Raw genomic sequence first — 21,819 nt, forward strand, 5'->3', positions numbered from 1 at the left:
TCCAACTCGGCTTCGTCCGCCCGGCCCTGGCCGCACCGTGTCCGTGTCGTGCCGCTTAGTTGACGCGGACCGTCATCATGCCCTTCTTATTGCTTTGGATGACTTCAATGGTGGTACCTGTTCCGCCCACGATGACGCTGTTCTGCGGGTTCGCGGGATCGTAGTAGGCATTCGGATTCGTGTCATTGAAGAAGGGGATGCCCGCGCGGGACGGCACCTGGAGGGTTGTCATTCCCGCCGGTGTTTCCCGGTGCAGGCTGATTGGATCCGTGGATTCCTTGCCGAACGTTGCATCGAAGCTCTGGATCCGGTTCCGGGCCACGACGCCGTCGGACCAGTTCAGTGCCTGCGGCCGGGCATCGACCGGAAGGGCCAGCCCGGCGCCGGGGTGCTGCCGCGTGTTGTTGTTGCGCTGTCCCTCGTTCCAGTACGTGATCAGCAGGCCGTCCTGGTACGGGTAGTGCTCGACAGTGTTCGGGGCGGTCAGCGGCCAGCCGAAGTTGTACGGCCCGGTCTGCAGGGTCGAGTCGTAGCCCATGTACTGCCGGTTCTCGGCGAGGTAGTACCGGCCGTTGCCCTGCGCGTCCCGGGGCAGCACCACGACGAGCGCCTGCTGCTTCTTGGTCGCATGGAAAGACGGGCCGAGCATGTGCGTTGATTTTTTCCCGGCCTTCGCGGCGTCGTAATCCAGCCAGCCGAGCTGCAGTTTCTCCCACGCGCCCATGTGGTTCGGCGTGGTGCCAATGTCTCCGTTCCCATGTCCGAGCCACGAGCCGGAGCTCATCAGCGTCCAGAATCCGGTTCCGTTTTCGCCGCCGCTGGTGTCGTAAAGATCGGGCAGGCCCAGGTCGTGGGCGTATTCGTGGGCAAAGACACCCAAACCGCCGTTCTCGGGTTCGGTCGTGTAGTCACGGATCCAGTGCTGGGAGCCGCCGATCTTTACGCCGCCAAAGGGGTTCGCTGCCGGTCCCTGAGTGCCGCGTCCGGCCTGCCCGACAGACCAGCGGTGTGCCCAGATCGAGGACGACGGCGCTCCGGCTTCCTCGCCTTCGCCGGCATGGATGGCCTGGAAGTGGTCGATGTACCCGTCCGGCTCATCGAAGTTGCCGTTGTTGTTGTAGTCGTAGCGGTCCCACTGGTCGAAACCGGCCAGATACGCATCGATTTCGGCAGCTGTCTTGCCGCCGGCAATCTGCGCCTCGTACCAGGCATCCGCCGCGTCCTGGACGAACCTTGTCATGTCCGTCTGGCTTTCCGTTTCCCCGTAGCTGGCGGTGTTGTACGGGACGGTGACCCAGTCGCTGACGTCTCCGTCAACGGTGTAGCGACCGCTCGAGAGTTCCTCGAAGACGGTTTTCATCGACTCGCCCTGCGGGTTGAAGAAGAGGTCCATGTAGTGCTCGCGATCGAACTTCTCCTCCCAGTAGGTGGAGTTGTCCGTGGAACGGTCCGGCTGCGGGATCTGGTTGTGCCGCGGTCCGGGTTCGCTGTCAGGGAAGCGCGGATCGACCTTGTCGCCGAAGTCGATCAGGAAGGACAGGATCTGGTCGCTGTCTTCCAGCCCGTACTCGGCCCACTGGCCCGGAGCGACCTGGACGGCCTGGGATCCTCCCCTCTTCTGCACGGGGCTTCGCTGCGGATGACCTTTTCCACTGCCTGCCGGTTGAGAGTCCGGCGTTCGTCGGCCGCCGCATCCGGGCGGTCGTCGCTCCTGCCCGGACTTCCGTCCGGCGCAGGAGCACTGGTGGCACTGTCAGGCGCCGGAGCAGCGATGGCCGGGACTGGAGCCAGGACGACGGCGCCGCCCAGGGCGAGTGCCAGCGCGCACCGCAGATTGCGCTGCCTGAATTCTTGCTTCACATGATCCCCTTAGTGAATGCGAGTGTGAGTGAGGTGCGCTTACGCTATGCCGCATCGCTGAACGACGGAGAAAGCCGGCCCGTGTCGGATCCATTTGAAGGAACGGACGCTGGAATCGGGTTCAGGATCTTGTGGTGCGGGGAGTGCGGCGGTAGTGGCGCGCCCCTCAATTCAGGCGCTGGCCCGACTGCCACGGTGCCCGGTACAACGACGAGACCCTGGAAATCACCTACCGGGGCAAATCCATTGCGGATGTCCTTGGCATGCGGGTGGAAACCGCGGCGGAGTTCCTGTCCGACCTTCCGGCCGCAGCCCGCAGCCTGCACACCCTGCTCGACGTCGGCCTCGGTTACCTGAGGCTCGGCCAGCCCGCCACGGAGCTCTCCGGCGGCGAAGCGCAGCGCATTAAACTGGCCACCGAACTGCAGCGCGCCCGGCGCGGGCACACCCTCTACCTGCTGGACGAGCCAACTACCGGCCTGCACCCGCAGGATGTGCAGCTTCTGCTGGCCCAGCTGAACCGGCTCGTGGACGCGGGCAACACCGTTGTAGTGGTTGAGCACTCGATGAACGTGGTGGCGTCTGCTGACTGGGTGATCGACATGGGTCCGACAGGCGGCGGCGACGGCGGCCGGATCATCTGTGCCGGACCCGCCGAGGAAGTTGCTGCCTGTGAAGCGAGCCGGACGGCGCCGTACCTGGCTGCTGCGTTGACGAGACTCTGACAGGGCGGCCGGAAGGAACGGACCGGCGGATCGGCAACCGGCGTGCCGCCTGGCCCAAGCCCCACTGCCGTAGAGATCGCCGGCAATACGGTTGGCACAACAACCTTCGGTGACTTGACGCTCTTTGGAGCGGGTTCCGCGAAACGTTTGGGGAGATAACGCCGTATTGGGAGCTCCATACGAGCGTTATCTCCACGAAGGCTAAACCCGGATGCTGCTTTCCAGCGTTATCTCCCCGAAGGTTGCTGGCCCGAACGAACGAGCAGGGCCCACAAACGTGTGGTTGACAGTACGAACGGACCTGACGAGCATTGCGCTATGACCAAGCACGAAGCACTGCCGCTCCGTTTTGTCCTGGTGACCCTGGGACTCCTGGCCCTGTTGTCACAGACAGTGCTGCTGCCGCGCCTTGCGGGCGAGTACGCCGCGGCGTATCCGCAGGCCGCACATCTCGCCGTCCCGTACGCGATTGCGGCGATTGTGGCAGTAGCCTGCCTTGAAGCGGCGCTGCTGGCGGCGTGGCGGATACTCAGCATCGTGGTGGCAGAAGGCGGACTGACTCTCGGCGCAGCCGAACCGGCAAACGTCATCGCAGCGTCTCTCGGTCTGTCCGGCATAACCGTTGCCGGGATTTGCGCACACGCCGGGTCCGTAGCCTCCGTGGGCGGCCCGCTGATGCTCATGGGGCTTCTTGCCGGGCTGGCGCTCGTTCCTGCTGCGGTTGCGCTGCGGAACAGGGTCCTGCGAGGCAGCAGCGGCACCGCAGAGATCCCCGGGCCCGCCCACTGGACGTGAGAGGAAACAGCAGCATGCCCGTAACAAGCACCGGAACCACGGTGAATGAGGTGATGGACCAGCTGGCCTCCCTTGAGGACCCGAAGATGCGGGCGATCAACGAGAGGCACGGTGACGACCACGGGGTGAACCTGACCCGGCTTCGCGCCGTCGCCAAGGAGCTGAAGGCGCAGCAGGACCTGTCCCGTCAGCTCTGGCAAACCGGTGACACCGCGGCTCGCCTGCTGGCGCTGCTGATCTCCAGGCCCAAGTCCTTCACCCAGGACGAACTGGATTCCATGCTGCGCGAGGCACGTAGTCCAAAGGTGCAGGACTGGCTGGTGAACTATGTCGTCAAGAAGAATCAGCACGTCGAAGACCTGCGCCGCGCTTGGTTCACCGACGCCGATCCCGTGGTGGCAAGCGCCGGCTGGGCGCTGACCAGCGATCAGGTGGCCAGAAACGCCGATGGCCTGGACCTGCCAGCCCTCCTGGACACAATAGAGGCGCACATGCAGGACGCACCCAGCCGGCTGCAGTGGGCCATGAACACCTGCCTGGCCCAGATCGGCATCGCTCACCCCCAGTTTCGCTCCCGCGCCATAGCCATCGGCGAACGGCTGGAAGTGCTCAAGGACTATCCCACGCCGCCAAACTGCACCTCACCCTACGCACCAGTGTGGATTACGGAGATCGTCCGCCGGCAGGCGGGGGAGTGAACCATGGGAACGATTTCCCTTGACCTGTTTCTCACACTGGACGGCGTTTACCAGGGCCCCGGCGGAGCGGATGAGGACCCCTCGGGAGGGTTCACCCTCGGCGGCTGGCAGGCTGCCTTCGCCGATGCTGAATCCGGCGCCGCGATCATGGAGGGAATCAATGACATGGACGCCCTCCTGCTGGGACGGCGGACCTACGACATCTTCGCCCGGTACTGGCCTCAGCGCGGGAATTCCAACCCGATCGCGGAGAAGTTCAACTCGATGGACAAGTACGTGGTGTCCCGGACACTGGAAGGCGCCGGCTGGGACGGGACCACGGTCCTGTCCGCCGCGGACAAGGCGGCGCAGCTGAAGGAACGCCATGAGGACATTCATGTCGTGGGCAGCGGGGCACTGGCCGGTTCGCTCCTGGCGGCAGGAATCCTGGACCGGCTGAACCTGTTCCTCTATCCCATAACGCTCGGCTCAGGGAAACGCGTTTTCGCCAACGGTTCCGGTGTTCCCGCTGCCTTCACCCTTGCCGCAGAACCGCAGGCTTTCCCATCCGGCGTTGTCCGCCTGGTCTATGAACGTTCGGGGATTCCGGTGACGGGGCTCGACGCCGGTGACTAGTGGCGGTAATGACGGTTCCGGGCGGTTAGGATCACGGCGCCGATCGTCGCGGAAATCATCGATCCCACGATGACTCCCACCTTCATGTGGTCTGACGCGGCGCCGGCAGGATCGTAGGAAAGCTCGCCAACCAGCAGGGACACGGTAAAGCCGATGCCGGCGATGAAGGACATCCCCACGATGTCGATCCAGGCCAGGGACTTGTCTATGGTGATTCCGCGCAGTCTCGTGATCAGGAACGTACCTCCGGTGATTCCGATCGCCTTGCCGAGGACCAGCCCGCCGATGATGCCGAGCGCGATGCTGTCTCCGAGGGACTCGAGCAGTCCGCTGAAGCCGCCCACCGTAACCCCGGCGGAGAAGAATGCGAAGACCGGCACAGCGACGGCGCTGGAGAACACGGACCACTTGTCCGCAAAATGGGCGGCCAGGCCCTCGAAGAGCGGGGTGCCGTCTTCCCGCGTGCCGGCCGGAACCTTGGCACGGCCCTTCGCAATAACGGGAACCATAAAGCCAAGCAGGACGCCGGCCACCGTAGCGTGGATGCCGGAGGCATGGATCAGGGCCCAGACACACACACCCAGGGGAATCAGCACCCACCAGGTCCGGACGCCGCGCTGGACCAGCACAGCGAAGACCGCCAGCGGCAGCAGGGCGGCCAGCAGCGGAAGGAACGCGATCTCGTCGGTATAGAAGACGGCGATGATGGAGATGGCCAGCAGGTCGTCCACGACGGCCAGGGTCAGCAGGAAGGTCCGCAGTGCCGGCGGCAGCATCCTGCCCACCACTGCGATGACGGCTACAGCGAAGGCGATGTCGGTGGCGGCCGGAATCGCCCACCCGTTGAGGGCGTCTCCGCTGGCATTGAGGTTGATCAGCGTGAAGATCAGCGCCGGGACGGCGACTCCGCCCATGGCGGCGACAATAGGCACGACGGCGGTGCGCGGGTCGCGGAGCTTGCCGGCGACGAACTCCTCCTTCAGCTCAAGGCCTATAACAAAGAAGAAGACGGCCAGCAGGCCATCCGCCGCCCAGGCAGCAACGCTGAGATTCAGGTGCAGGGCTTCGGGGCCGAAGGAAAACTCCCGTACTGACTCGTAAAAGTCAGCCAGGGGCGAGTTGGCCAGGATGAGTGCAATCACGGTGGCGCCCAGCAGGAGGGCACCTCCTGTTGTGTCCTTGCCGAGGGTCTGGTGGACACCGCGCCAAATTGAGTGCGGCTGCTGGTTTTCGGGTAGGGCAGGGGAAGAGTGGGACATGGCTGGTTCTTTCACGCGGGGTACCGGGGGCAGGGCAGAGTGCACCTGTCCGTCCTCAGATCAGAACGCAGGTGCTTAGCAGGTGCGTGGCGGCGGGCAGCCGGCGATCTCGCCGTGCGCGTTGGTGCCCCAGGAACTCATCCAGCCGTTGGTTCCGCTGGCCCGCTTGGCCAGCAGCAGCCGCTTCAGGTACGCCGTCAGCACCTGTGCAGAAGCACGGGTAAACAGGAGGCGGCGGGCAGTCATGGCGTCCAGTCTAGCAAGGATGCTGATAAATCCGGCCCGTGTGACGTCGGCTGCCAGGTTCAGGAAGCAGGGGACAGGACAGCTGCAGCCCTCTCCAGGGCGCCCGGGATGATGGCGTAATACGCCCACACTCCACGCTTCTCGCGGCGCAGGATTCCGGCGTCCACCAGGATCTTCAGGTGGTGGGAGACAGTGGGCTGTCCCAGGCCGACGGGTTCCGTGAGATCGCAGACGCAGGCCTCTTTGTTCTCCTGCGCGGCAATGATAGACACCAGGCGCAGCCGAGTTGGCTCCGCCACGGCCTTGAGGAGCTGGGCGAAGCGCTGCGCGTCCTCGGCGCTGAGTATCTCTTGGGTCACGGACGGGCAGCAGGCATCGGCAACGGGCTCGGGAGCTCTCTCGGCAGTGTCCACCGAACCATTATGCACTCAGATTGACATTCATCGATGCCTGGCGGGATAGTCGACATTGACAGATATCGATATAGGTCCCGGCCGCGCCCGGCCGCGCCAAACCCCTTTCCGCTGAGGAGCACCGTGCCCAACCCCGCCGCCGCACCAGCAGCCGCCCAGGCCGCCGCACGGCTTTCCACCCTTGACCGGTTCCTGCCGGTCTGGATCGTCGCTGCCATGGCGGCAGGTCTGCTTCTGGGCCGCTTCATTCCAGGTATTGGAGCCGCCCTGGACTCAGTGAAGGTCGCAGACGTGTCCCTGCCCATCGCCGTCGGGCTCCTGGTGATGATGTATCCGGTGCTGGCGAAGGTCCGTTACAGCGAGACCGGCAAGGTGGTGGCTGACCGCAAACTCATGGTCACGTCCCTGATCCTGAACTGGGTGGCGGCGCCTGGGTTTATGTTTGCCCTCGCCTGGATCTTCCTCCCGGACCTGCCCGAATACCGCACCGGGCTGATCATCGTGGGGCTGGCCCGCTGCATCGCGATGGTGATGATCTGGAACGATCTTGCCTGCGGCGACCGTGAGGCCGCGGCGGTGCTGGTGGCCATCAACTCGGTGTTCCAGGTCCTTGCCTTCGGCGCGCTGGGCTGGTTCTACCTGCAGGTCCTGCCCGGCTGGCTGGGCCTGGAGACAACCAGCACGGACTTCTCCTTCTGGGCCATCACGCTCAGTGTGCTCATATTCCTCGGCATTCCGCTCCTGGCCGGATTCCTCACCCGTACGTTCGGTGAACGGGCCCGGGGGCGCGCCTGGTATGAGGGGCGGTTCCTGCCGAAGATCGGCCCGTGGGCACTCTACGGGCTGCTGTTCACCATCGTGGTGCTGTTCGCGATGCAGGGCGACGAGATTGCCGCGAACCCGCTCGACGTCGCACGCATCGCCCTGCCGCTGCTGGTCTACTTCGTAGTGGTGTTCGGTGCCGGGATGCTGCTCGGCCGGATCCTGAAGATGGGCTACCCGCGCACCACCACGCTGGCCTTCACTGCCGCCGGAAACAACTTCGAACTCGCCATCGCCGTGGCGATCGGAACCTACGGTGCGACCTCCGGCCAGGCGCTGGCCGGCGTCGTAGGGCCGCTGATCGAAGTTCCCGTCCTCGTAGCCCTTGTCTACGTCGCCGTGTGGGCACGGAAGAAATACTGGCCTGCTGCTACACCAGCCCCCGCAGCTCCGGCAGAAGAGGCACGCCGATGACCTCCGCAGCCAAACCATCCGTCCTGTTCGTCTGCGTCCACAACGCCAGCCGCTCGCAGATGGCCGCCGCCTACCTCCGGGTCCTTGGCGCAGGGCGCATCGACGTCCGGTCTGCCGGATCCGAGCCCGCGGACCGGATCAACCCGGCCGCCGTTGCAGCGATGGCCGAAGACGGCATCAACATGTCCGCCGAGCTGCCGAAGGTCCTGACCACCGACGCGGTGCGGGAGTCCGACGTCGTCATCACCATGGGCTGCGGGGACACCTGTCCGGTCTTCCCGGGAAAACGCTACGAAGACTGGGAACTCGACGATCCCGCCGGACAGGGCCTCGACGCCGTCCGCCCGATCCGCGACAGCATCCGGTCCCGCATCGAAGCCCTGGTTGCCGACCTGCTGGCCGGCGACTCATCCCAACCCACCCCTTTCGCCTAAGGAATCCAATGTCGCAGACCGACACCGCACTGTCCCAGCTTCCCGTCGCTGTCATCGGCTCCGGCCCGGTGGGGTTGGCTGCCGCCGCGCACCTGCTCGAACGCGGACTGAATCCCGTCATCTTCGAGGCCGGCAGTACACCAGCCGCCGCCGTCAGCGCCTGGGGGCACGTCCGGCTGTTCTCACCGTGGCAGTACGACGTCGACGCCGCCGCCGGCCGCCTGCTGGAAGGCACCGGCTGGCAGGAACCGGATGCGCAGTCGCTGCCCACCGGAAACGAACTCGTGGAGCAGTACCTTCGCCCGCTTGCTGCCGTCCCTGCACTCAGGGCCGCCCTGCGGTTGAACAGTGAAGTCCTGGCCGTCACCCGTGACGGCCTGGACAAGACCCGAACCGGCGGACGGGAGAGCGCGCCGTTCCTGCTCCGGGTCCGGGAAGCATCCGGCAGTGTGGCTGATTACCGGGTCCGCGCAGTCATTGATGCCTCCGGTACCTGGAACACCCCAAACCCGCTCGGCCAGTCGGGACTTCCTGCCGCCGGCGAAGCAGAGGCTTGCGCTGCCGGCGTCATCACTGCCCCGCTTCCTGATGGAGCCGGCCGTGAGCGTGACCGGTTTGCGGGCAGGCATGTCCTGGTTGTGGGCGCCGGCCACTCTGCTGCCAATACGCTCCTGGCATTGGGGGAGCTGGCTGAACTGGAGCCGGATACCCGGATCAGCTGGGCCATCCGCAGCAGCTCGCCCGCCGGGGTCTACGGTGGCGGCGACCTGGACGGACTGCCCGCCCGCGGCGCCCTTGGAACCCGGCTGCGTGCCCTCGTCGAAGCGGGACGAATTGAACTGCACACTTCATTCCGGATCACCGGATTCAAGACGTCGGACAGCCTCACCGTTGTGGGAAGTACTCCTGCCGGCGAACGTCAGCTGAACGTGGACCTGCTGGTGCCCGCCACCGGCTTCCGTCCCAATCTGGACATGCTGCGTGAGGTCCGTCTGGACCTTGATCCGGCGGTGGAAGCCCCGCGGCAGCTCGGACCGCTCATCGACCCCGAGTTCCACAGCTGCGGCACCGTGGAGCCGCACGGTGCCAGGCTCCTGTCCCACCCGGAAAAGGACTTCTACATTGTGGGCATGAAGTCCTACGGTCGCGCTCCCACGTTCCTGATGGCCACCGGCTACGAGCAGGTCCGCTCCATTGCCGCAGCCTTGGCGGGAGACCGGGAAGCTGCGGAGAGGGTGGAGCTTGTCCTGCCGGAAACCGGTGTCTGCTCTACGGACCTCGGCGGCAGCTGCTGTGATGCGCCTGCGGCTGATGAGGAAGCGGAGTCATCCTGCTGTGCTGCACCGGAGCCGGCTTTCCTGGGTATACCCACTGGTTTGGCCCACGGGCGCTCCGCCCGTGAGGAGGGCTAAAAGCACCACGCTGACGACGGTTCCGGCACATAGTCCTGTCCATGTGTGGAGTCAGCGCGTTCGGGACCAAAGGTCGTCGTTTGGCCTGCGGGACCATGTTTGCCGCGGCGTCTCTGCTTCACGGACGACGTCGGTCAGCCACAGTGTGCTGTCGGGATCCCACCCGGCGAGCACTGTGGCAGTGTCAGCGTCCACATCAAGCGCCCGGCCAGCCGTGTTCAGGTAGCCCATGGTCGTCAGATGTACTGCGTCCCATTCATTGGCAACCCGCTGCCAATCCGGGATCACCCAGGGGCCGTCCCGTCCGGTGGTGCGGAACCAGTCATGGCGGCGGGAAGCAGTGACGTCCAGGGGAAAGCGCCGGCAGAGTGCACTCCAGTCAGTGGCGGTGCGGATTTCGAAAGTCCGGCCGACCGCGTAGACCGGAATGGTTGTTGCTTCCTGCCAGCCCATAGAGTCCTCCACAAGGTTCAGGGCGGCGGGGATGGCACCGGTTGTCCGGAGGAGGCCGAGGGGGAAAGACCACCAGTTGCCGGAGACGTTGGCATGAACACTGTCAGGGCGGTCCTGTGCGGCCTGCGCTTCGTCGGCGCGGATTTCTTCCGCCCACCTGTTCAGTACCTCCTGCGGATTCCGGGGCAGCGGTGCCGGATCCTCTGCGGAACGCCAGTCGATGGCCCATTGCCCTGCCTGATGCTCCTGCGACCATGTTTGCCCGGCATGGGTGGCAAGGACCTGCCCGGCGATCGGACGGAGCGCGTCGGCGATGGCTGGAATCCCGGCGAGCACATCCTCACCGTCAGGCTCCTGCCAGTAGCGTGCCGTACCGACAGCTCGTTCCAGGGCCCGCGCGACGTTCTCGTCCGTGATGCTGGACGTATCGATCGATAGAAGTGTTGTTGCCAGGCCCTCCACGGACGGGTCCTCGCTGGGTGTACCGCCGTCTGAACTGGAGCTGGACAAGGCGAACATGACTGTGGAGGTTCCTTTGCCGGGGTCCAGGTCATACCCAAGATGGAAGACTGCGCTTCGAACGCCGGAATCAAGTTCCGTCGCGAGTTCAAGACACAGGCGCCGCCCGCGGGGACCCTCGAGCAGCAGGCCAGGCTCTGTTTTCATCCGCTCATCCTTGCATATCGCCGGCTCCACCGGCCGCCGCGTGCCGTCGATCGGGCTGCCCGGTTCGAGCCGAGGCAAACACCTCAGGGGATCCGAGGGATTCCCCCATCCTCTGGGGAGATAACGGCTTTTAGGGACGCTTCGGCGCAACCTTCGGTGAGGTACCGCCCTTATGGGAGCCGTATTCCGGCGTCAACTCCCCGAAGGTTGGGCGCGAAAGACCCATTGCAGCGTTATCTCCCCGAAGGTTCGTCGGCGGCGGGAGAACCTCGGCGGCCGTGAATGGCGGGACCCATGCATACTGGGTCTCATGGCCAGCGACTCAGCAGGAAATGACAGCGAGCACGGTGTATCAACGGGGAATGACGCCGAGCCACCGCAGGCCGCCTCCAGGTTTAAGTGGTGGCCAATAGCGGCATTCCTCGGCGTATTCACCGCTCTGAACATCATTCTTATCGTGGCGGATGCCCCGACGGGGATGCGGCTCATCCCCGCCGGTCTCCTGCTGGCCGCCGCGCTCGGCGCCACCGTCGCCGTCCTGCTCCGCCGGGCACGCACCTGAGACAAGCAGGGAGCAGCACACGCAAAAAGCGCCGGACGGACCGGGTTAGGCGGCGTTAATACTCCGGCGAGCTCTGCGAGCAAAGGAGTTTCGTTGCCGCCGTTCCGGTCCGCCCGGCGCGGGCCAAGCGGGCCAAGCGGGCCAAGCGGGCCAAGCGGGCCAAGCGGGCCAAGCGGGCTAAGCGGGCAAAACAGGTGAAGAACTAGGCAGCAGCCACCGGAACAGCACCGGCGTTGAACAGCTTCCCGTTCACGCGGTTCGACGCGCCAACGCGGTCCAGGTACGGAGTGATTCCGCCCAGGTGCATAGGCCAGCCGGCGCCCAGGATGACGCAGAGGTCAATGTCCTCCGGACCAGCCACAACGCCTTCATCCAGCATCATGCCGATCTCCTCAGCGAGGGCGTCCTGTGTGCGGCGCAGGACTTCCTCGGAAGTGGACGGCGAGTCACCGAACGTCAGCAGGTCCAGGGTTTCCTGCGGCACGTACGGCTTGCCGTCCCCGTCCTTCTGCCACAGCGACTTGATGCCGGCGTCGATCAGCTTCTGCGAGTTCTCCGAGACGTAGAACCGGTCACCGAACGCAGTGCGCAGGGATTCCTGCACGTGCTGTCCCACCGGCAGGCCCACCAGGGCAAGCAGGCTGAACGGGGTCATCGGCAGGCCCATGGGGCGCAGCGCGTTGTCCGCCGTGGCGGCATCGGTGCCCTCGTCAAAGACCTTGGTGATCTCGCCGAACATACGCCCTAGGATCCGGTTCACCACAAACGCAGCAGCATCCTTGACCAGTACGGCGGTCTTCTTCAGCTGCTTCGCAAGGACAAACGCGGTAGCCAGCACGGCGTCGTCGGTCTTCGGCGCGCGCACGATCTCCAGCAGTGGCATAACGGCAACCGGGTTGAAGAAGTGGAAACCTACAACGCGCTCGGGGTGCTGCAGGTCAGCAGCCATTTCCGTCACCGACAGCGAGGAGGTGTTCGTGGCCAGGATGCACTCGGGGGAGACGACGGCCTCCACCTCGGCGAAGACCTGCTTCTTGACCGACATTTCCTCGAAGACAGCTTCAATGACGAAGTCCGCGTCAGCGAAGGCTTCCTTCGACACCGATCCGGTGACCAGGGCCTTGGTGCGGTTCGCGGCGTCGGGGGAGATGCGGCCCTTGCCGAGCAGTTTGTCCACCTCGGCATGTACGTAGCCCACGCCCTTGTCCACACGCTCCTGGTCGATGTCCGTCATGACCACCGGCACCTTGAGCTGCTTGGCGAACAGCAGGGCGAGCTGGCTGGCCATCAGGCCTGCGCCGACGACGCCGACCTTGGTGACCGGACGGGCCAGCTTCTTGTCCGGGGCTCCGGCGGGGCGCTTGCCCCGCTTCTGCACCAGATCCAGGAACGCGTACACGGTGGACTGGAACTGCGGGGTCTGCATCAGTTCTGCCAGGGCATCGCATTCGGCTTCGCGGGACTGCTCACGGGTCCAGTCCTTGCCCGCTTCGAGCAGGTCCAGCACCTTGGCCGGAGCCGGTGCGGCGTTGGAGGTGCGCGCTTCAACGAAGGCACGCCCGGCGGCAACGGCGGCGTCCCAGCGGTCAGCAACCTCGGAAGGCTCGACGGCGTTGGGGCGGTTCACGCTCTCAGCACCGGTGATCACCCGGGAGGCCCAGGCGAGGGACTGCTCCAGGAAGTCGGCCGGTTCGAACAGAGCATCGGCGACGCCGAGCTTGTAGGCAGCCGGGCCGGAAAGGGTCCGGTTGTTGCTCAGCGGGTTCTCGATCATCACCTTGACGGCGTTCTCCGGACCGATCAGGCGCGGGAGCAGGTAGACGCCGCCCCAGCCCGGAACCAGGCCGATGAATGCCTCGGGCAGGGCGAGGGCCCCGGCACCGGTGGAGACCGTCCGGTAGTCGGACTGCAGGGCAATCTCGAGTCCGCCGCCCAGTGCCACACCGTTGATGAAGGCGAAGCTGGGGACCCCAAGGTTGCCGAGCTTGGCGTAGACCTCGTGGCCCAGTGCCGCCATGGCTACCCCGTCCTCGTACTCACCGAGGGTCTTCACTGCGGACAGGTCCGCGCCGGCCACCAGGTAGTGCGGCTTTCCAGTGACGCCGACGCCCACGATCTCACCCTTGTCTGCGCGCTCCTTGAGCGCATCAAGGACACCGCCGAGTTCCAGCAGCGTGTTCGGGCCCAGGGTGGTGGGACGGGAGTGGTCGACGTCGTTGTCGAGCGTGATCAGCGCGAAGGTGCCGGCACCGCCGGGCAGCTCCACATCGGAGACGTAGGAGTGGGTGACAACCTCGTTGGGGAACAACCCGGCGAGGCGCTTGAAATCAGTGGCAGTCATTTACTTCGAAGCCTCCGTGGACTCGGTGTTGTACTCGGGGTGGTTGGGATTCTCCCAAATGACGGTGGCGCCCATGCCCAGGCCAATGCACATGGTGGTCATGCCGTAGCGCACCGAGGGGTCTTCCTCGAACTGGCGGGCCAGCTGGGTCATCAGGCGAACGCCCGAGGACGCCAGCGGGTGCCCGACGGCGATTGCACCGCCGTAGCGGTTCACCCGGGGATCGTCGTCCGCAATGCCGAAGTGGTCCAGGAAGGAGAGCACCTGCACGGCGAAGGCCTCGTTGATTTCGAACAGGCCGATGTCCTCGATGGACAGGCCGGTCTGCTTCAGTGCCTTCTCCGTGGCCGGTACCGGGCCAATGCCCATCACCTCCGGCTCGACGCCGGCGAAGGCGTAGCCGACCATGCGCATCTTGACCGGGAGGCCGAGTTCCTCGGCGGCGTCGGCGGAAGCGAGCAGGGCCGTGGTGGCGCCGTCGTTCAACCCGGAGGCGTTGCCTGCGGTGACCCGGCCGTGCGGGCGGAAGGGGGTGCGCAGGGTCGCGAGATCCTCGACTGTGGTTCCCGGGCGGGGCCCTTCATCAACGGTGCTGAGGGTCCAGCCGGCACCGGCCTTCTTGGTGGCAACGGGAACCAGGTCCGGCTGGATCTGGTTGCCGGCGTAGGCCTTGGCCAGTTTCTCCTGGCTGGCGGCCGCGTAGGCATCGGTGCGCTCCTTGGTGATGTCCGGGAAGCGGTCGTGCAGGTTCTCGGCGGTGTTGCCCATGTTCAGGGCGGCGGGGTCCACCAGGCGTTCGGTGACGAAGCGCGGGTTGGGATCTGCGTCCGCCCCCATTGGGTGGTGGCCCATGTGCTCTACGCCGCCGGCAATCACGACGTCGTACGCACCGAAGCCGATGCCCGAAGCGGTAGTGGTGACGGCGGTCATGGCGCCGGCGCACATGCGGTCAATGGCGAAGCCGGGAACAGTGCGGGGCAGGCCCGCCAGAAGGGCAGCCGTGCGGCCGATGGTCAGCCCCTGGTCGCCGGTCTGGGTTGTGGCTGCGATGGCCACCTCGTCAACGCGCTCGGGCGGCAGTGAAGGGTTGCGGCGCAGGAGTTCGCGGATGCACTTGACCACCAGGTCATCGGCACGGGTGTCGGCGTACATGCCCTTCTCGCCGGCGCGTCCGAAAGGCGTGCGGACGCCGTCGACGAAAACTACGTCCCTGATCTGCCGTGCTCGGCTCTGTGGGCTCACGTACTGCTCCTCTTTGAGATGTGGATTAGCTCACGCTCAATGTTACTAGCCAGTAACTTAGGCTGCAAGGGTTGCCGCCGCGTGGCGCAGGCCGCCTCCAGCCCAGCAAATTCCGGCAGATACGGCAAGACCCGGAACCCGCGAGTCGCGGATTCCGGGTCTTGTGACCGGGCGGAGAAGCTAGACGCTGGTGGCGTCCTGAACTTCGCCGACCAATTCCTCGATGATGTCCTCCAGGAAGAGCACGCCAGTGGTGTTGCCCTCGGCGTCAAACACGCGGGCAACGTGCGCTCCGGTCCGCCGCATGGTGTCCAGGGCGTCCTCAAGCTCGCTGCCGCGGAACGCAGAGGCGAGGCGGCGGATCCGCTTGGCCGGAACCGGAGCATTGAACTTCTCCGCAGTATTCAGGTCCATGACGTCCTTCAGGTGAAGGTAGCCGGTCAGCCCGCCGTCCGCATCGGCCAGAATGTACCGGGAGAAGCCGTGGCTGCCTACCGCCGCCTGAATATCCGCGGGGGTGGGTTCAGCAGGCACAAGCACCATCTCGGCCAGGGGAACCTCAACATCGGCAACGGTCTTGGACGTGAACTGGAAGGCGTTCGTCAGGGCGCCGGTTGTATCGTCCAGGACGCCTTCGCGGGTTGACTGCTCCACAATCGTCGCCACTTCATCCAGGGTGTAGGCGCTGGTGGCTTCGTCCTTGGGTTCCACCTTGAACAGGCGCAGCACGCCGTTCGCGGTGGAGTTCAGGCTCCAGATCACGGGCTTGAAGATCCTTGCCACGAGCACCAGCGGGGGAGCCAGCAGCAGCGCCGCACGGGTCGGCACCGAGAAGGAGATGTTCTTCGGGATCATCTCGCCTACCACCACGTGCAGGAAGGTCACCAGCAGCAGCGCCACGACGAAGGCGGTGATGCTGATTGCCTCCGGAGTCAGCGGAGTGCCGGCCAGAGGGATTTCCAGCAGGTGGTGGATGGCCGGTTCGGAGACGTTCAGGATCAGCAGCGAACATACGGTGATGCCCAGCTGGCTGGTTGCCAGCATCAAAGTGGCATGTTCCATGGCCCACAGCGTGGTCTTGGCGGCCTTGCTGCCCTGGGCGGCTTTGGGCTCAATCTGGGACCGGCGGGCAGAGATGACGGCGAATTCGGCACCCACAAAGAAGGCGTTGACGGCAAGCAGCACAAACAGCCAGATAATGCCGGGCAGGTACTCACTCATGGATGGCTTCCTTCGTCAGGGTGTCGACCAGGCGGTCGTGCGCGCTGCGCGGTGATTCCGAACCGGGGTTGGGGGTGAAGCGCAGGCGCTCGACATGCGTGCCCACCACGCGCTCGACGCGCAGGACGCCGTCGTCAACCTCCACTTCGTCGCCGAGTTCAGGCATTCGGTCCAGGCAGTGCGTGACGAAGCCGGCGAGGGTTTCATAGTCCTCGCCTTCCGGCACGGTAATGCCGGCGCGGTCAAGCAGTTCATCCGGGCGCAGGGAAGCGTCGAAGGTGACCGCGCGTCCGGTGCGGACGACTCCGACGCGCGCGCGGTCGTGTTCATCTTCCAGCTCGCCGACGATTTCCTCTACCAGGTCTTCGAGGGTGACGACGCCGGCAGTTCCGCCGTGTTCGTCGGTCACCACAGCGATCTGCAGCCCCTGGGAACGCAGGATGGCCAGCAGGGAGTCAACGCCCATGGATTCGGGGACCCGCAGCGGCGGGACCATGACGTCTGCCGCGGTTGTGGTGGCACGCTGGTCCAGCGGCAGGGCGAACGCCTGCTTCACGTGCAGCACACCAAGGATGTCATCGGAGTCCCTGCCGAGGACAGGGAAGCGGGAGTAGCCGGTGGAGACGGCAATGGTGATGATGTCCTCAGCAGTGTCCGTGGCCTGGACGCCGACCATCCGCACGCGCGGGGTCATGACGTCTTCGGCCGTGTGGTCGGAGAACCGCAGGGTTCGGTGCAGCAGCTCGGCATGGTCCTGGTCCAGCACGCCTTCCAGGGCGGACCGGCGGACCAGGAAGCTTAGTTCCTCGGCACTGCGGGCGCCGGAGAGTTCTTCCTTCGGTTCGATGCCGAAGGAGCGGATCACCTTGTTGGCGGTGTTGTTGCACAGCAGGATGACGGGCTTGAAAACGGTGGTGAACAGGGCCTGGAAAGGCACAACGACCTTTGCGGTGGCCTTCGGGAGGGCCAGGGCGAAGTTCTTCGGGACAAGTTCACCGATGATCATCGAGAGGAGGGTTGCCACCGCGATGGCGATGACCGCTCCGGTGCCGCCGACGACAGCTTCGGGCACTCCCGCCGACGTGAGCGGGCCGCGGAGCAGGGAGCTGATGGCCGGTTCAAAGGTGTAACCGGAAAGCAGGGTGGTCAGGGTGATGCCCAGCTGGGCACCTGAGAGATGGGTGGAAGTGATCTTCAGGGCCTTGATCGTGGGACCAAGACGCTTCTCCCCGGCGGCCTGGCGGGCCTCGAGGTCACTGCGGTCGAGGTTGACCAGGGCGAATTCAGAAGCAACGAACAGGCCGGTACCGACCGTCAGCACAAGGCCGACGCCGATCATCAGCCATTCATACCAGTCGTTCAATTGGGGTGCCCTCCTCGAACCAAATCATCCAGAACTTCATCTGGGTCAGGGGAGGGCATGGGTTTATGAGAAGGGTCGTCCATAGTAGCCAAGAGCTTACGGTTATTTCCTAGGAAAATCCTGATAAGCCCTAGCCAAAGCGCTGATCCTGAAAACCGCGTGTGCCTGCTGTCACAAAACGGCTGCCGGCGGTGTCTTATGTGCAACCGCAAATACGGTGCGGCACCCAAGAGCAGGAGGAAGATCCGTGGACACGACAGCAGTAATTCTTGGCGCCGGCTACGCCGGCGTCATGGCAGCGAACAGGCTGGCAGGACAGGGCGTGCGGGTGCGTCTGGTCAGTCCCGAACGGCGCTTTACGGAGCGTATCCGGCTCCATGAGTTCACCGCCGGCACCAGGGCTGACCCGACCGTTCCCTTCAGCAGCCTGCTGCATCCGGACATTGAGATGGTGTACGGCGTTGCGGAGGACATCGACGCAGCTTCGCGCCGCGTCGCGCTTTCCAATGAGGCGGTGCTGGACTACGACTGGCTGGTCTACGCCGTGGGAAGCGGAAACAGCTCCGTGCCCGCCGGAGCGGAAGCACCGAGCTGTCTCTCCGGTGCCGGTCCAGCGCGGGACAAACTGCGAAGCTTAAAGCCCGGGGACCCGGTAGCGGTGGTGGGAGGCGGACTGACCGCCGTCGAAGTTGCTGCGGAAACGGCGCACGCCTATCCGCACAACCCCGTGACGATCTACGCCGCCGGGCCGGTGATCCAACACTTTTCGGACAGTACCAGGCATGGTGTGCTCCGCAGCCTGGAGCGCGCCGGAATTTCCGTGCGGCAGGAGATGGTGGAGGCGGACCGCCTGCCCGAAGCAGCAGCAGTGCTGTGGTGCACCGGTTTTGGGGTCCCGGACCTGGCAGCACGAAGCGGACTAGCAGTTGACGCCGCAGGGCGGCTGGCGGTTGATTCACGCCTGCGGGCGGTGGGCCGGGAACGGATCTTCGGAGCCGGCGACGCCGCGGTCATTACCGACCCCGGATACTCATACCTGCCGCAGACCTGTGCCACCGCCATGCCGATGGGCGCCGAAGCGGCGTCGAACATCCTGCGCACTCTGGCAGGGGAACCGCTCCCGCCTCACAACAGCGGCTTCCAGGGGCAGTGTGTCTCACTCGGACGGCAGGACGGCGCTTTGCAATTCCTGCACGCCGGCTACACCCCACGCAGAATCCACCTGCACGGGAGGGCCGCCGCAATGCTAAAAGAAATACTGTGCCGCATGACTCTGAAGTGGATCCGCGGCGAAGCCAAGAGAAGCGGAGCGTACACATGGCCGGCCGGACCCCGGATGACCCCAGCACCGGCACTGGCGGAAGCCTGAGGGCAGACCGCGGGAAGGAGTTCCTCGCGCACCGCCGGATGGTGTTCACCATCGCGTACAACGTCACCGGTTCGGTAGCCGACGCCGAGGACGTGGTTCAGGAAACGTACCTGCGGTATGCCGCCGTTGCCCAGGCCCCGGCGCATCCGCGGGCATACCTGGCGCGGGCAGCGTCCAGGCAGGCCCTCAATGCAGTCCGCGCCGCGTCACGGCGGCGCGAGGACTATCAGGGTGAATGGCTGCCCGAGCCGCTGCCAACCGGACCGGACGCCGGCGGGAGGCTGAACCCCGAGGCGGCAGCACTGACCGAGGCGGAAGTATCCACCGCCATGCTGGTGCTGCTGCAGCAGCTCAGCGGACCCGAACGCGTGGCCCTGGTGCTGCGGGACGTTTTCGGATTCGCGTATTCGGAGGTCGCAGCGGTCCTGGAGTCCTCCGAGCCCGCTGTCCGGCAGCTGGTCCACCGCGCAAGGGGCCGGGTGCGCACACCACAGCCGCGCAGCCTGCCGGACAAGGATGAGCACCGTGCCGCCGTCGAGCGTTTCCTGGAAGCTGCGCTGACCGGGCAGACCCAGGCACTGCTGGACGTGCTGGCTCCTGACGTGGTGCTGCATTCCGACGGCGGCGGGAAGGTCAGTGCTGCCCGCCGGGCGGTGTACGGGCCGGAACGGGTGGCAGCCCTGCTGCTTGGGCTGGGCGCCAAATTCGGGCAGGCAGCAGCGCCGGAGTTCGTCGAGTTGAACGGGCTGCCCGCCGTCGCGTTCCGGGAGAACGGAACGGTTACTACCGTTTTCCAGATCGCCCGTGAGAACGGGCTGATCACAGGGGTCTATGCCATGCGGAACCCGGACAAACTCGACCGGGTGCAGTAGCTGGCTAGTCCTTTTCGGTTTCCTTTTCCGGCAGGGGATCAGGATCCAGGAACGCGACGGTAAGCACCGCAGCGGTCTGCTGGATCTGCCACTCGCGTGCACCAAGCCCGCGCAGTGCAGCCGTGATCGTATCCAGGTCGATAACAGCCGGGGGCCGCCAGGCCACCCTGCGGAGATGGTCCGGGGTCAGCAGGTTCTCAACCGGCATGTTCAGCCGCTCCGCCAGTGCGGCCAGCCGGGGCTTGGCAGTGTGCAGCCGCGCTGCTGCCGCAGGATCGTTGCGCGCCCAGACCCGCGGCGGCGGCGGGGAGTTGGTGGGAATGTGCAGGGGAGGCAGGTCCTGCGTCTCGCGGGCCGCAGCGATGCAGCGCAGCCAGCGGGGAGCTTCCTTATGGGCGGCACGGCCGTGGAACCCGGGGGTGGAAAGCAGCTGCGGAACGGTGGACGGCATGGCCCTGGCAGCGGCAACAATGGCAGCGTCCGGGATCAGCCTGCCCGGCGCGGTGTCCCGGCGTTCGGCAAGCTGTTCTCGTTCCTGCCAGAGTTCCCGGACTGCAGCGAGCTGACGCCGGTCGCGGAGCTGGTGCATGCCGGAGGTACGCCGCCACGGGTCGGTGCGCGGCGGGGCCGGATCAGCGGTGCGGATCGCCTCAAACTCTTCCTCGGCGTAGGCAAGCTTGCCGTCAGCCTCGAGCAGCTTGATCAGTTCCACGCGGAGTTCGGCCAGCACCTCAACGTCCAGCGCCGCATAGCGGAGCCAGGGTTCGGGCAGGGGCCGGGTTGACCAGTCCGCTGCTGAGTGTTCCTTGGCCAGGCTGAAGCCGAGCAGGTTCTCAATAACGGCGGCCAGGCCCACGCGCGGAAGGCCGGCCAGCCGTGCGGCCAGCTCCGTGTCGAAGAGTTTGTCCGGCCACATACCCAGTTCGGAAAGGCACGGCAGGTCCTGGGTGGAGGCGTGCAGGATCCACTCCACGCCCTGCAGCGCCTCATTGATGATGCTGAGGTCACGCAGCGGTTCGGGGTCGATCAGCCAGGTGCCTGCGCCTTCGCGGCGGATCTGCACAAGGAAGGCGCGCTGGCCGTAACGGAAACCCGAGGCGCGCTCAGCGTCAATGCCTGCGGGACCGGTGCCGGCGGCCAGCGCCCGGGCGGCGCGTTCCAGGCCGCTCACCGAGTCGATCACAAGCGGAACGCCCTCACGCGGAGCATCAAGGACGGGGAGAGGAGCGGTGTCTGGTTCGTCTGCGGACAGCTCTGAAGCGGATTTGCCGGAAGTTTGCGCGGTCATAAGAACTTCAGTCTATCGAGTGCTGCGGGTATTCCCGTTTTCCTGGCCGGTTGAGGCTAGTTCAGGCGCCGGCGCGGCAGCGGGGAAACGCCGTCCGGCAGCGGCGGAAGCCCGGCGAAAGTGCACACCATGTCCGACCACGCTTCCAGGTGCGCCTGGACATCGGCGTCCGCCGGCGTCCAGGAAGCCCGCAGCTCAATGTCGATGGCGTCGCTCCGCCCGGCCAGCGTTCCGTAGCTCTCGGAGAGGATCCTGGTGGCGGTTCCGCCCGCTGCACAATAACGGGCACCGTGTTCCTGCAGGGCATCAACCAGCCAGGTCCACGCGACGGAGCCCAGCATCTGGTCGTTGCCCATGTCCGGTTCGAGTTCGGCGCGGATATAAGTCACGATCCGGAAGGTGCCGTTCCAGATGTCGCTGCCGTCCGGGTCATGCAGGAGGATAAAACGGCCGGTGGCCAGTTCCCGGCTTTCCGGAAGTACCGGACCCACCGGTCCGTGGAAGGTTCCATTGACGGGCTGGGGCCCCGAGGCCGTGACGTCGGCGGCAAGGGAAACAGCAAATGGCGCCAACCGGGTAGGGGCAGGTATCTCCTCCAGCCGCAGTTCCGGCCGGCACTTCGCGCGGCGCAGAGCCCCCAGGGCTGTTAGGAATTCGGGGGGCACCTGTGACAGGTCACCAATCGCACTCACCCTCGAAGGTTACGGCGGAGCCTGCACACTGGGTGTGCAGGCTCGCCGGTGTGTCCT

The 21,819-nt window shown here is 65.6% G+C and carries 20 protein-coding genes and 1 pseudogene; 10 read left to right on the forward strand and 11 right to left on the reverse strand.

From position 1 onward, the window contains the following. Positions 1–55: 55 nt before the first annotated feature. Positions 56–1,624 carry an immune inhibitor A domain-containing protein gene (locus FYJ28_RS00670; protein WP_326831409.1) on the reverse strand — a complete coding sequence of 523 codons (1,569 nt, stop codon included), beginning with the start codon at positions 1,622–1,624 and terminating at the stop codon, positions 56–58. A 418-nt stretch (positions 1,625–2,042) separates the two neighbouring features. On the opposite strand from FYJ28_RS00670, the pseudogene FYJ28_RS00675 reads away from it, so the two are divergent. The 4 genes and pseudogenes from FYJ28_RS00675 to FYJ28_RS00690 all read left to right on the forward strand — a co-directional run. Next, positions 2,043–2,585 (forward strand): annotated as a pseudogene (locus FYJ28_RS00675) (ABC transporter); the annotation flags it as partial. A 318-nt stretch (positions 2,586–2,903) separates the two neighbouring features. Beyond that, positions 2,904–3,380 (forward strand): DUF2975 domain-containing protein, encoded by a 477-nt coding sequence (locus tag FYJ28_RS00680; protein ID WP_154577939.1) that lies wholly within the window; start codon positions 2,904–2,906, stop codon positions 3,378–3,380. Positions 3,381–3,394: 14 nt separating this feature from the next. Further along, entirely contained in the window at positions 3,395–4,078 is a 684-nt protein-coding gene (locus tag FYJ28_RS00685) for a DNA alkylation repair protein (RefSeq protein WP_154577940.1), read from the forward strand. Positions 4,079–4,081: 3 nt separating this feature from the next. Beyond that, positions 4,082–4,693 carry a dihydrofolate reductase family protein gene (locus tag FYJ28_RS00690; RefSeq protein WP_154577941.1) on the forward strand — a complete coding sequence of 204 codons (612 nt, stop codon included), beginning with the start codon at positions 4,082–4,084 and terminating at the stop codon, positions 4,691–4,693. Here the strand turns inward: FYJ28_RS00690 and nhaA are convergent. The 3 genes from nhaA to FYJ28_RS00705 all read right to left on the reverse strand — a co-directional run bounded on the left by nhaA (position 4,690) and on the right by FYJ28_RS00705 (position 6,611). Beyond that, positions 4,690–5,952, reverse strand: coding sequence for a Na+/H+ antiporter NhaA (gene nhaA, locus FYJ28_RS00695; RefSeq protein WP_154577942.1), 1,263 nt, complete (start codon positions 5,950–5,952; stop codon positions 4,690–4,692). The two genes, FYJ28_RS00690 and nhaA, sit on opposite strands and share 4 nt — an antisense overlap. 75 nt (positions 5,953–6,027) lie before the next feature. Continuing rightward, a complete protein-coding gene (locus FYJ28_RS00700) occupies positions 6,028–6,198 on the reverse strand; it encodes a hypothetical protein (protein WP_154577943.1) in 171 nt (56 codons plus the stop codon). A gap of 59 nt (positions 6,199–6,257) precedes the next feature. Continuing rightward, on the reverse strand, positions 6,258–6,611 hold the full coding sequence (locus FYJ28_RS00705) for an ArsR/SmtB family transcription factor (protein ID WP_326831410.1): 354 nt from the start codon (positions 6,609–6,611) through the stop codon (positions 6,258–6,260). Positions 6,612–6,734: 123 nt separating this feature from the next. On the opposite strand from FYJ28_RS00705, the gene arsB reads away from it, so the two are divergent. The 3 genes from arsB to FYJ28_RS00720 are packed head-to-tail and all read left to right on the forward strand — an operon-like array spanning position 6,735 to position 9,693. Next, positions 6,735–7,847, forward strand: coding sequence for an ACR3 family arsenite efflux transporter (arsB, locus tag FYJ28_RS00710; RefSeq protein WP_326831411.1), 1,113 nt, complete (start codon positions 6,735–6,737; stop codon positions 7,845–7,847). Continuing rightward, positions 7,844–8,281: an arsenate reductase ArsC gene (locus tag FYJ28_RS00715; protein WP_154577945.1), complete on the forward strand. Its 438-nt coding sequence runs from the start codon at positions 7,844–7,846 to the stop codon at positions 8,279–8,281. Before arsB ends, FYJ28_RS00715 begins: the two co-directional genes overlap by 4 nt. 8 nt (positions 8,282–8,289) lie before the next feature. Further along, positions 8,290–9,693 carry an FAD-dependent oxidoreductase gene (locus FYJ28_RS00720; RefSeq protein WP_154577946.1) on the forward strand — a complete coding sequence of 468 codons (1,404 nt, stop codon included), beginning with the start codon at positions 8,290–8,292 and terminating at the stop codon, positions 9,691–9,693. Between the two features lie 51 nt (positions 9,694–9,744). Here FYJ28_RS00720 and FYJ28_RS00725 read toward each other — a convergent pair whose 3' ends face one another. Continuing rightward, positions 9,745–10,812, reverse strand: a complete 1,068-nt coding sequence (locus tag FYJ28_RS00725; RefSeq protein ID WP_154577947.1) for a hypothetical protein — start codon at positions 10,810–10,812, stop codon at positions 9,745–9,747. A gap of 310 nt (positions 10,813–11,122) precedes the next feature. On the opposite strand from FYJ28_RS00725, the gene FYJ28_RS00730 reads away from it, so the two are divergent. Beyond that, complete coding sequence (locus FYJ28_RS00730; protein WP_154577948.1) at positions 11,123–11,374, forward strand: hypothetical protein; 252 nt, start codon at positions 11,123–11,125, stop codon at positions 11,372–11,374. A 202-nt stretch (positions 11,375–11,576) separates the two neighbouring features. Here FYJ28_RS00730 and FYJ28_RS00735 read toward each other — a convergent pair whose 3' ends face one another. From FYJ28_RS00735 to FYJ28_RS00750, 4 genes are all read right to left on the reverse strand, one after another. Further along, the gene (locus FYJ28_RS00735; RefSeq protein WP_154577949.1) at positions 11,577–13,715 is read right to left on the reverse strand and encodes a 3-hydroxyacyl-CoA dehydrogenase NAD-binding domain-containing protein; all 2,139 of its coding nucleotides are present in this window, start codon (positions 13,713–13,715) and stop codon (positions 11,577–11,579) included. Beyond that, positions 13,716–14,957 (reverse strand): thiolase family protein, encoded by a 1,242-nt coding sequence (locus tag FYJ28_RS00740; protein WP_326831412.1) that lies wholly within the window; start codon positions 14,955–14,957, stop codon positions 13,716–13,718. It lies immediately after the preceding gene. Positions 14,958–15,137: 180 nt separating this feature from the next. Next, a complete protein-coding gene (locus tag FYJ28_RS00745; RefSeq protein ID WP_154577950.1) occupies positions 15,138–16,178 on the reverse strand; it encodes a hemolysin family protein in 1,041 nt (346 codons plus the stop codon). Continuing rightward, positions 16,171–17,517 carry a hemolysin family protein gene (locus FYJ28_RS00750; protein ID WP_055242276.1) on the reverse strand — a complete coding sequence of 449 codons (1,347 nt, stop codon included), beginning with the start codon at positions 17,515–17,517 and terminating at the stop codon, positions 16,171–16,173. The genes FYJ28_RS00745 and FYJ28_RS00750 overlap by 8 nt, the downstream gene beginning before the upstream one ends. A 271-nt stretch (positions 17,518–17,788) precedes the next feature. On the opposite strand from FYJ28_RS00750, the gene FYJ28_RS00755 reads away from it, so the two are divergent. Together FYJ28_RS00755 and sigJ are read left to right on the forward strand one after the other, a co-directional pair. After that, positions 17,789–18,910, forward strand: a complete 1,122-nt coding sequence (locus FYJ28_RS00755; RefSeq protein ID WP_154577951.1) for an NAD(P)/FAD-dependent oxidoreductase — start codon at positions 17,789–17,791, stop codon at positions 18,908–18,910. Further along, complete coding sequence (gene sigJ, locus FYJ28_RS00760; RefSeq protein ID WP_154577952.1) at positions 18,859–19,782, forward strand: RNA polymerase sigma factor SigJ; 924 nt, start codon at positions 18,859–18,861, stop codon at positions 19,780–19,782. Before FYJ28_RS00755 ends, sigJ begins: the two co-directional genes overlap by 52 nt. 4 nt (positions 19,783–19,786) lie before the next feature. Here sigJ and FYJ28_RS00765 read toward each other — a convergent pair whose 3' ends face one another. Further along, positions 19,787–21,070: an HRDC domain-containing protein gene (locus FYJ28_RS00765; RefSeq protein WP_154577953.1), complete on the reverse strand. Its 1,284-nt coding sequence runs from the start codon at positions 21,068–21,070 to the stop codon at positions 19,787–19,789. A 56-nt stretch (positions 21,071–21,126) separates the two neighbouring features. Beyond that, positions 21,127–21,753 carry a DUF3000 domain-containing protein gene (locus FYJ28_RS00770; protein WP_326831469.1) on the reverse strand — a complete coding sequence of 209 codons (627 nt, stop codon included), beginning with the start codon at positions 21,751–21,753 and terminating at the stop codon, positions 21,127–21,129. Between the last annotated feature and the right edge of the window lie 66 nt (positions 21,754–21,819).

The sequence above is a fragment of the Arthrobacter sp. BL-252-APC-1A genome (assembly GCF_009696625.1).
Taxonomy (GTDB): domain Bacteria; phylum Actinomycetota; class Actinomycetes; order Actinomycetales; family Micrococcaceae; genus Arthrobacter_B.

Coding starts and splice junctions, on each gene's coding strand:
- FYJ28_RS00715 (WP_154577945.1), top strand. CDS start 7,844: ATGACCTCCGCAGCCAAACCATCCGTCCTGTTCGTCTGCGTCCACAAC.
- FYJ28_RS00765 (WP_154577953.1), bottom strand. CDS start 21,070: ATGACCGCGCAAACTTCCGGCAAATCCGCTTCAGAGCTGTCCGCAGAC.
- FYJ28_RS00745 (WP_154577950.1), bottom strand. CDS start 16,178: ATGAGTGAGTACCTGCCCGGCATTATCTGGCTGTTTGTGCTGCTTGCC.
- FYJ28_RS00700 (WP_154577943.1), bottom strand. CDS start 6,198: ATGACTGCCCGCCGCCTCCTGTTTACCCGTGCTTCTGCACAGGTGCTG.
- FYJ28_RS00730 (WP_154577948.1), top strand. CDS start 11,123: ATGGCCAGCGACTCAGCAGGAAATGACAGCGAGCACGGTGTATCAACG.
- FYJ28_RS00685 (WP_154577940.1), top strand. CDS start 3,395: ATGCCCGTAACAAGCACCGGAACCACGGTGAATGAGGTGATGGACCAG.
- sigJ (WP_154577952.1), top strand. CDS start 18,859: ATGGCCGGCCGGACCCCGGATGACCCCAGCACCGGCACTGGCGGAAGC.
- nhaA (WP_154577942.1), bottom strand. CDS start 5,952: ATGTCCCACTCTTCCCCTGCCCTACCCGAAAACCAGCAGCCGCACTCA.
- FYJ28_RS00735 (WP_154577949.1), bottom strand. CDS start 13,715: ATGACTGCCACTGATTTCAAGCGCCTCGCCGGGTTGTTCCCCAACGAG.
- FYJ28_RS00690 (WP_154577941.1), top strand. CDS start 4,082: ATGGGAACGATTTCCCTTGACCTGTTTCTCACACTGGACGGCGTTTAC.
- FYJ28_RS00680 (WP_154577939.1), top strand. CDS start 2,904: ATGACCAAGCACGAAGCACTGCCGCTCCGTTTTGTCCTGGTGACCCTG.
- FYJ28_RS00725 (WP_154577947.1), bottom strand. CDS start 10,812: ATGAAAACAGAGCCTGGCCTGCTGCTCGAGGGTCCCCGCGGGCGGCGC.
- FYJ28_RS00720 (WP_154577946.1), top strand. CDS start 8,290: ATGTCGCAGACCGACACCGCACTGTCCCAGCTTCCCGTCGCTGTCATC.
- FYJ28_RS00750 (WP_055242276.1), bottom strand. CDS start 17,517: ATGATCGGCGTCGGCCTTGTGCTGACGGTCGGTACCGGCCTGTTCGTT.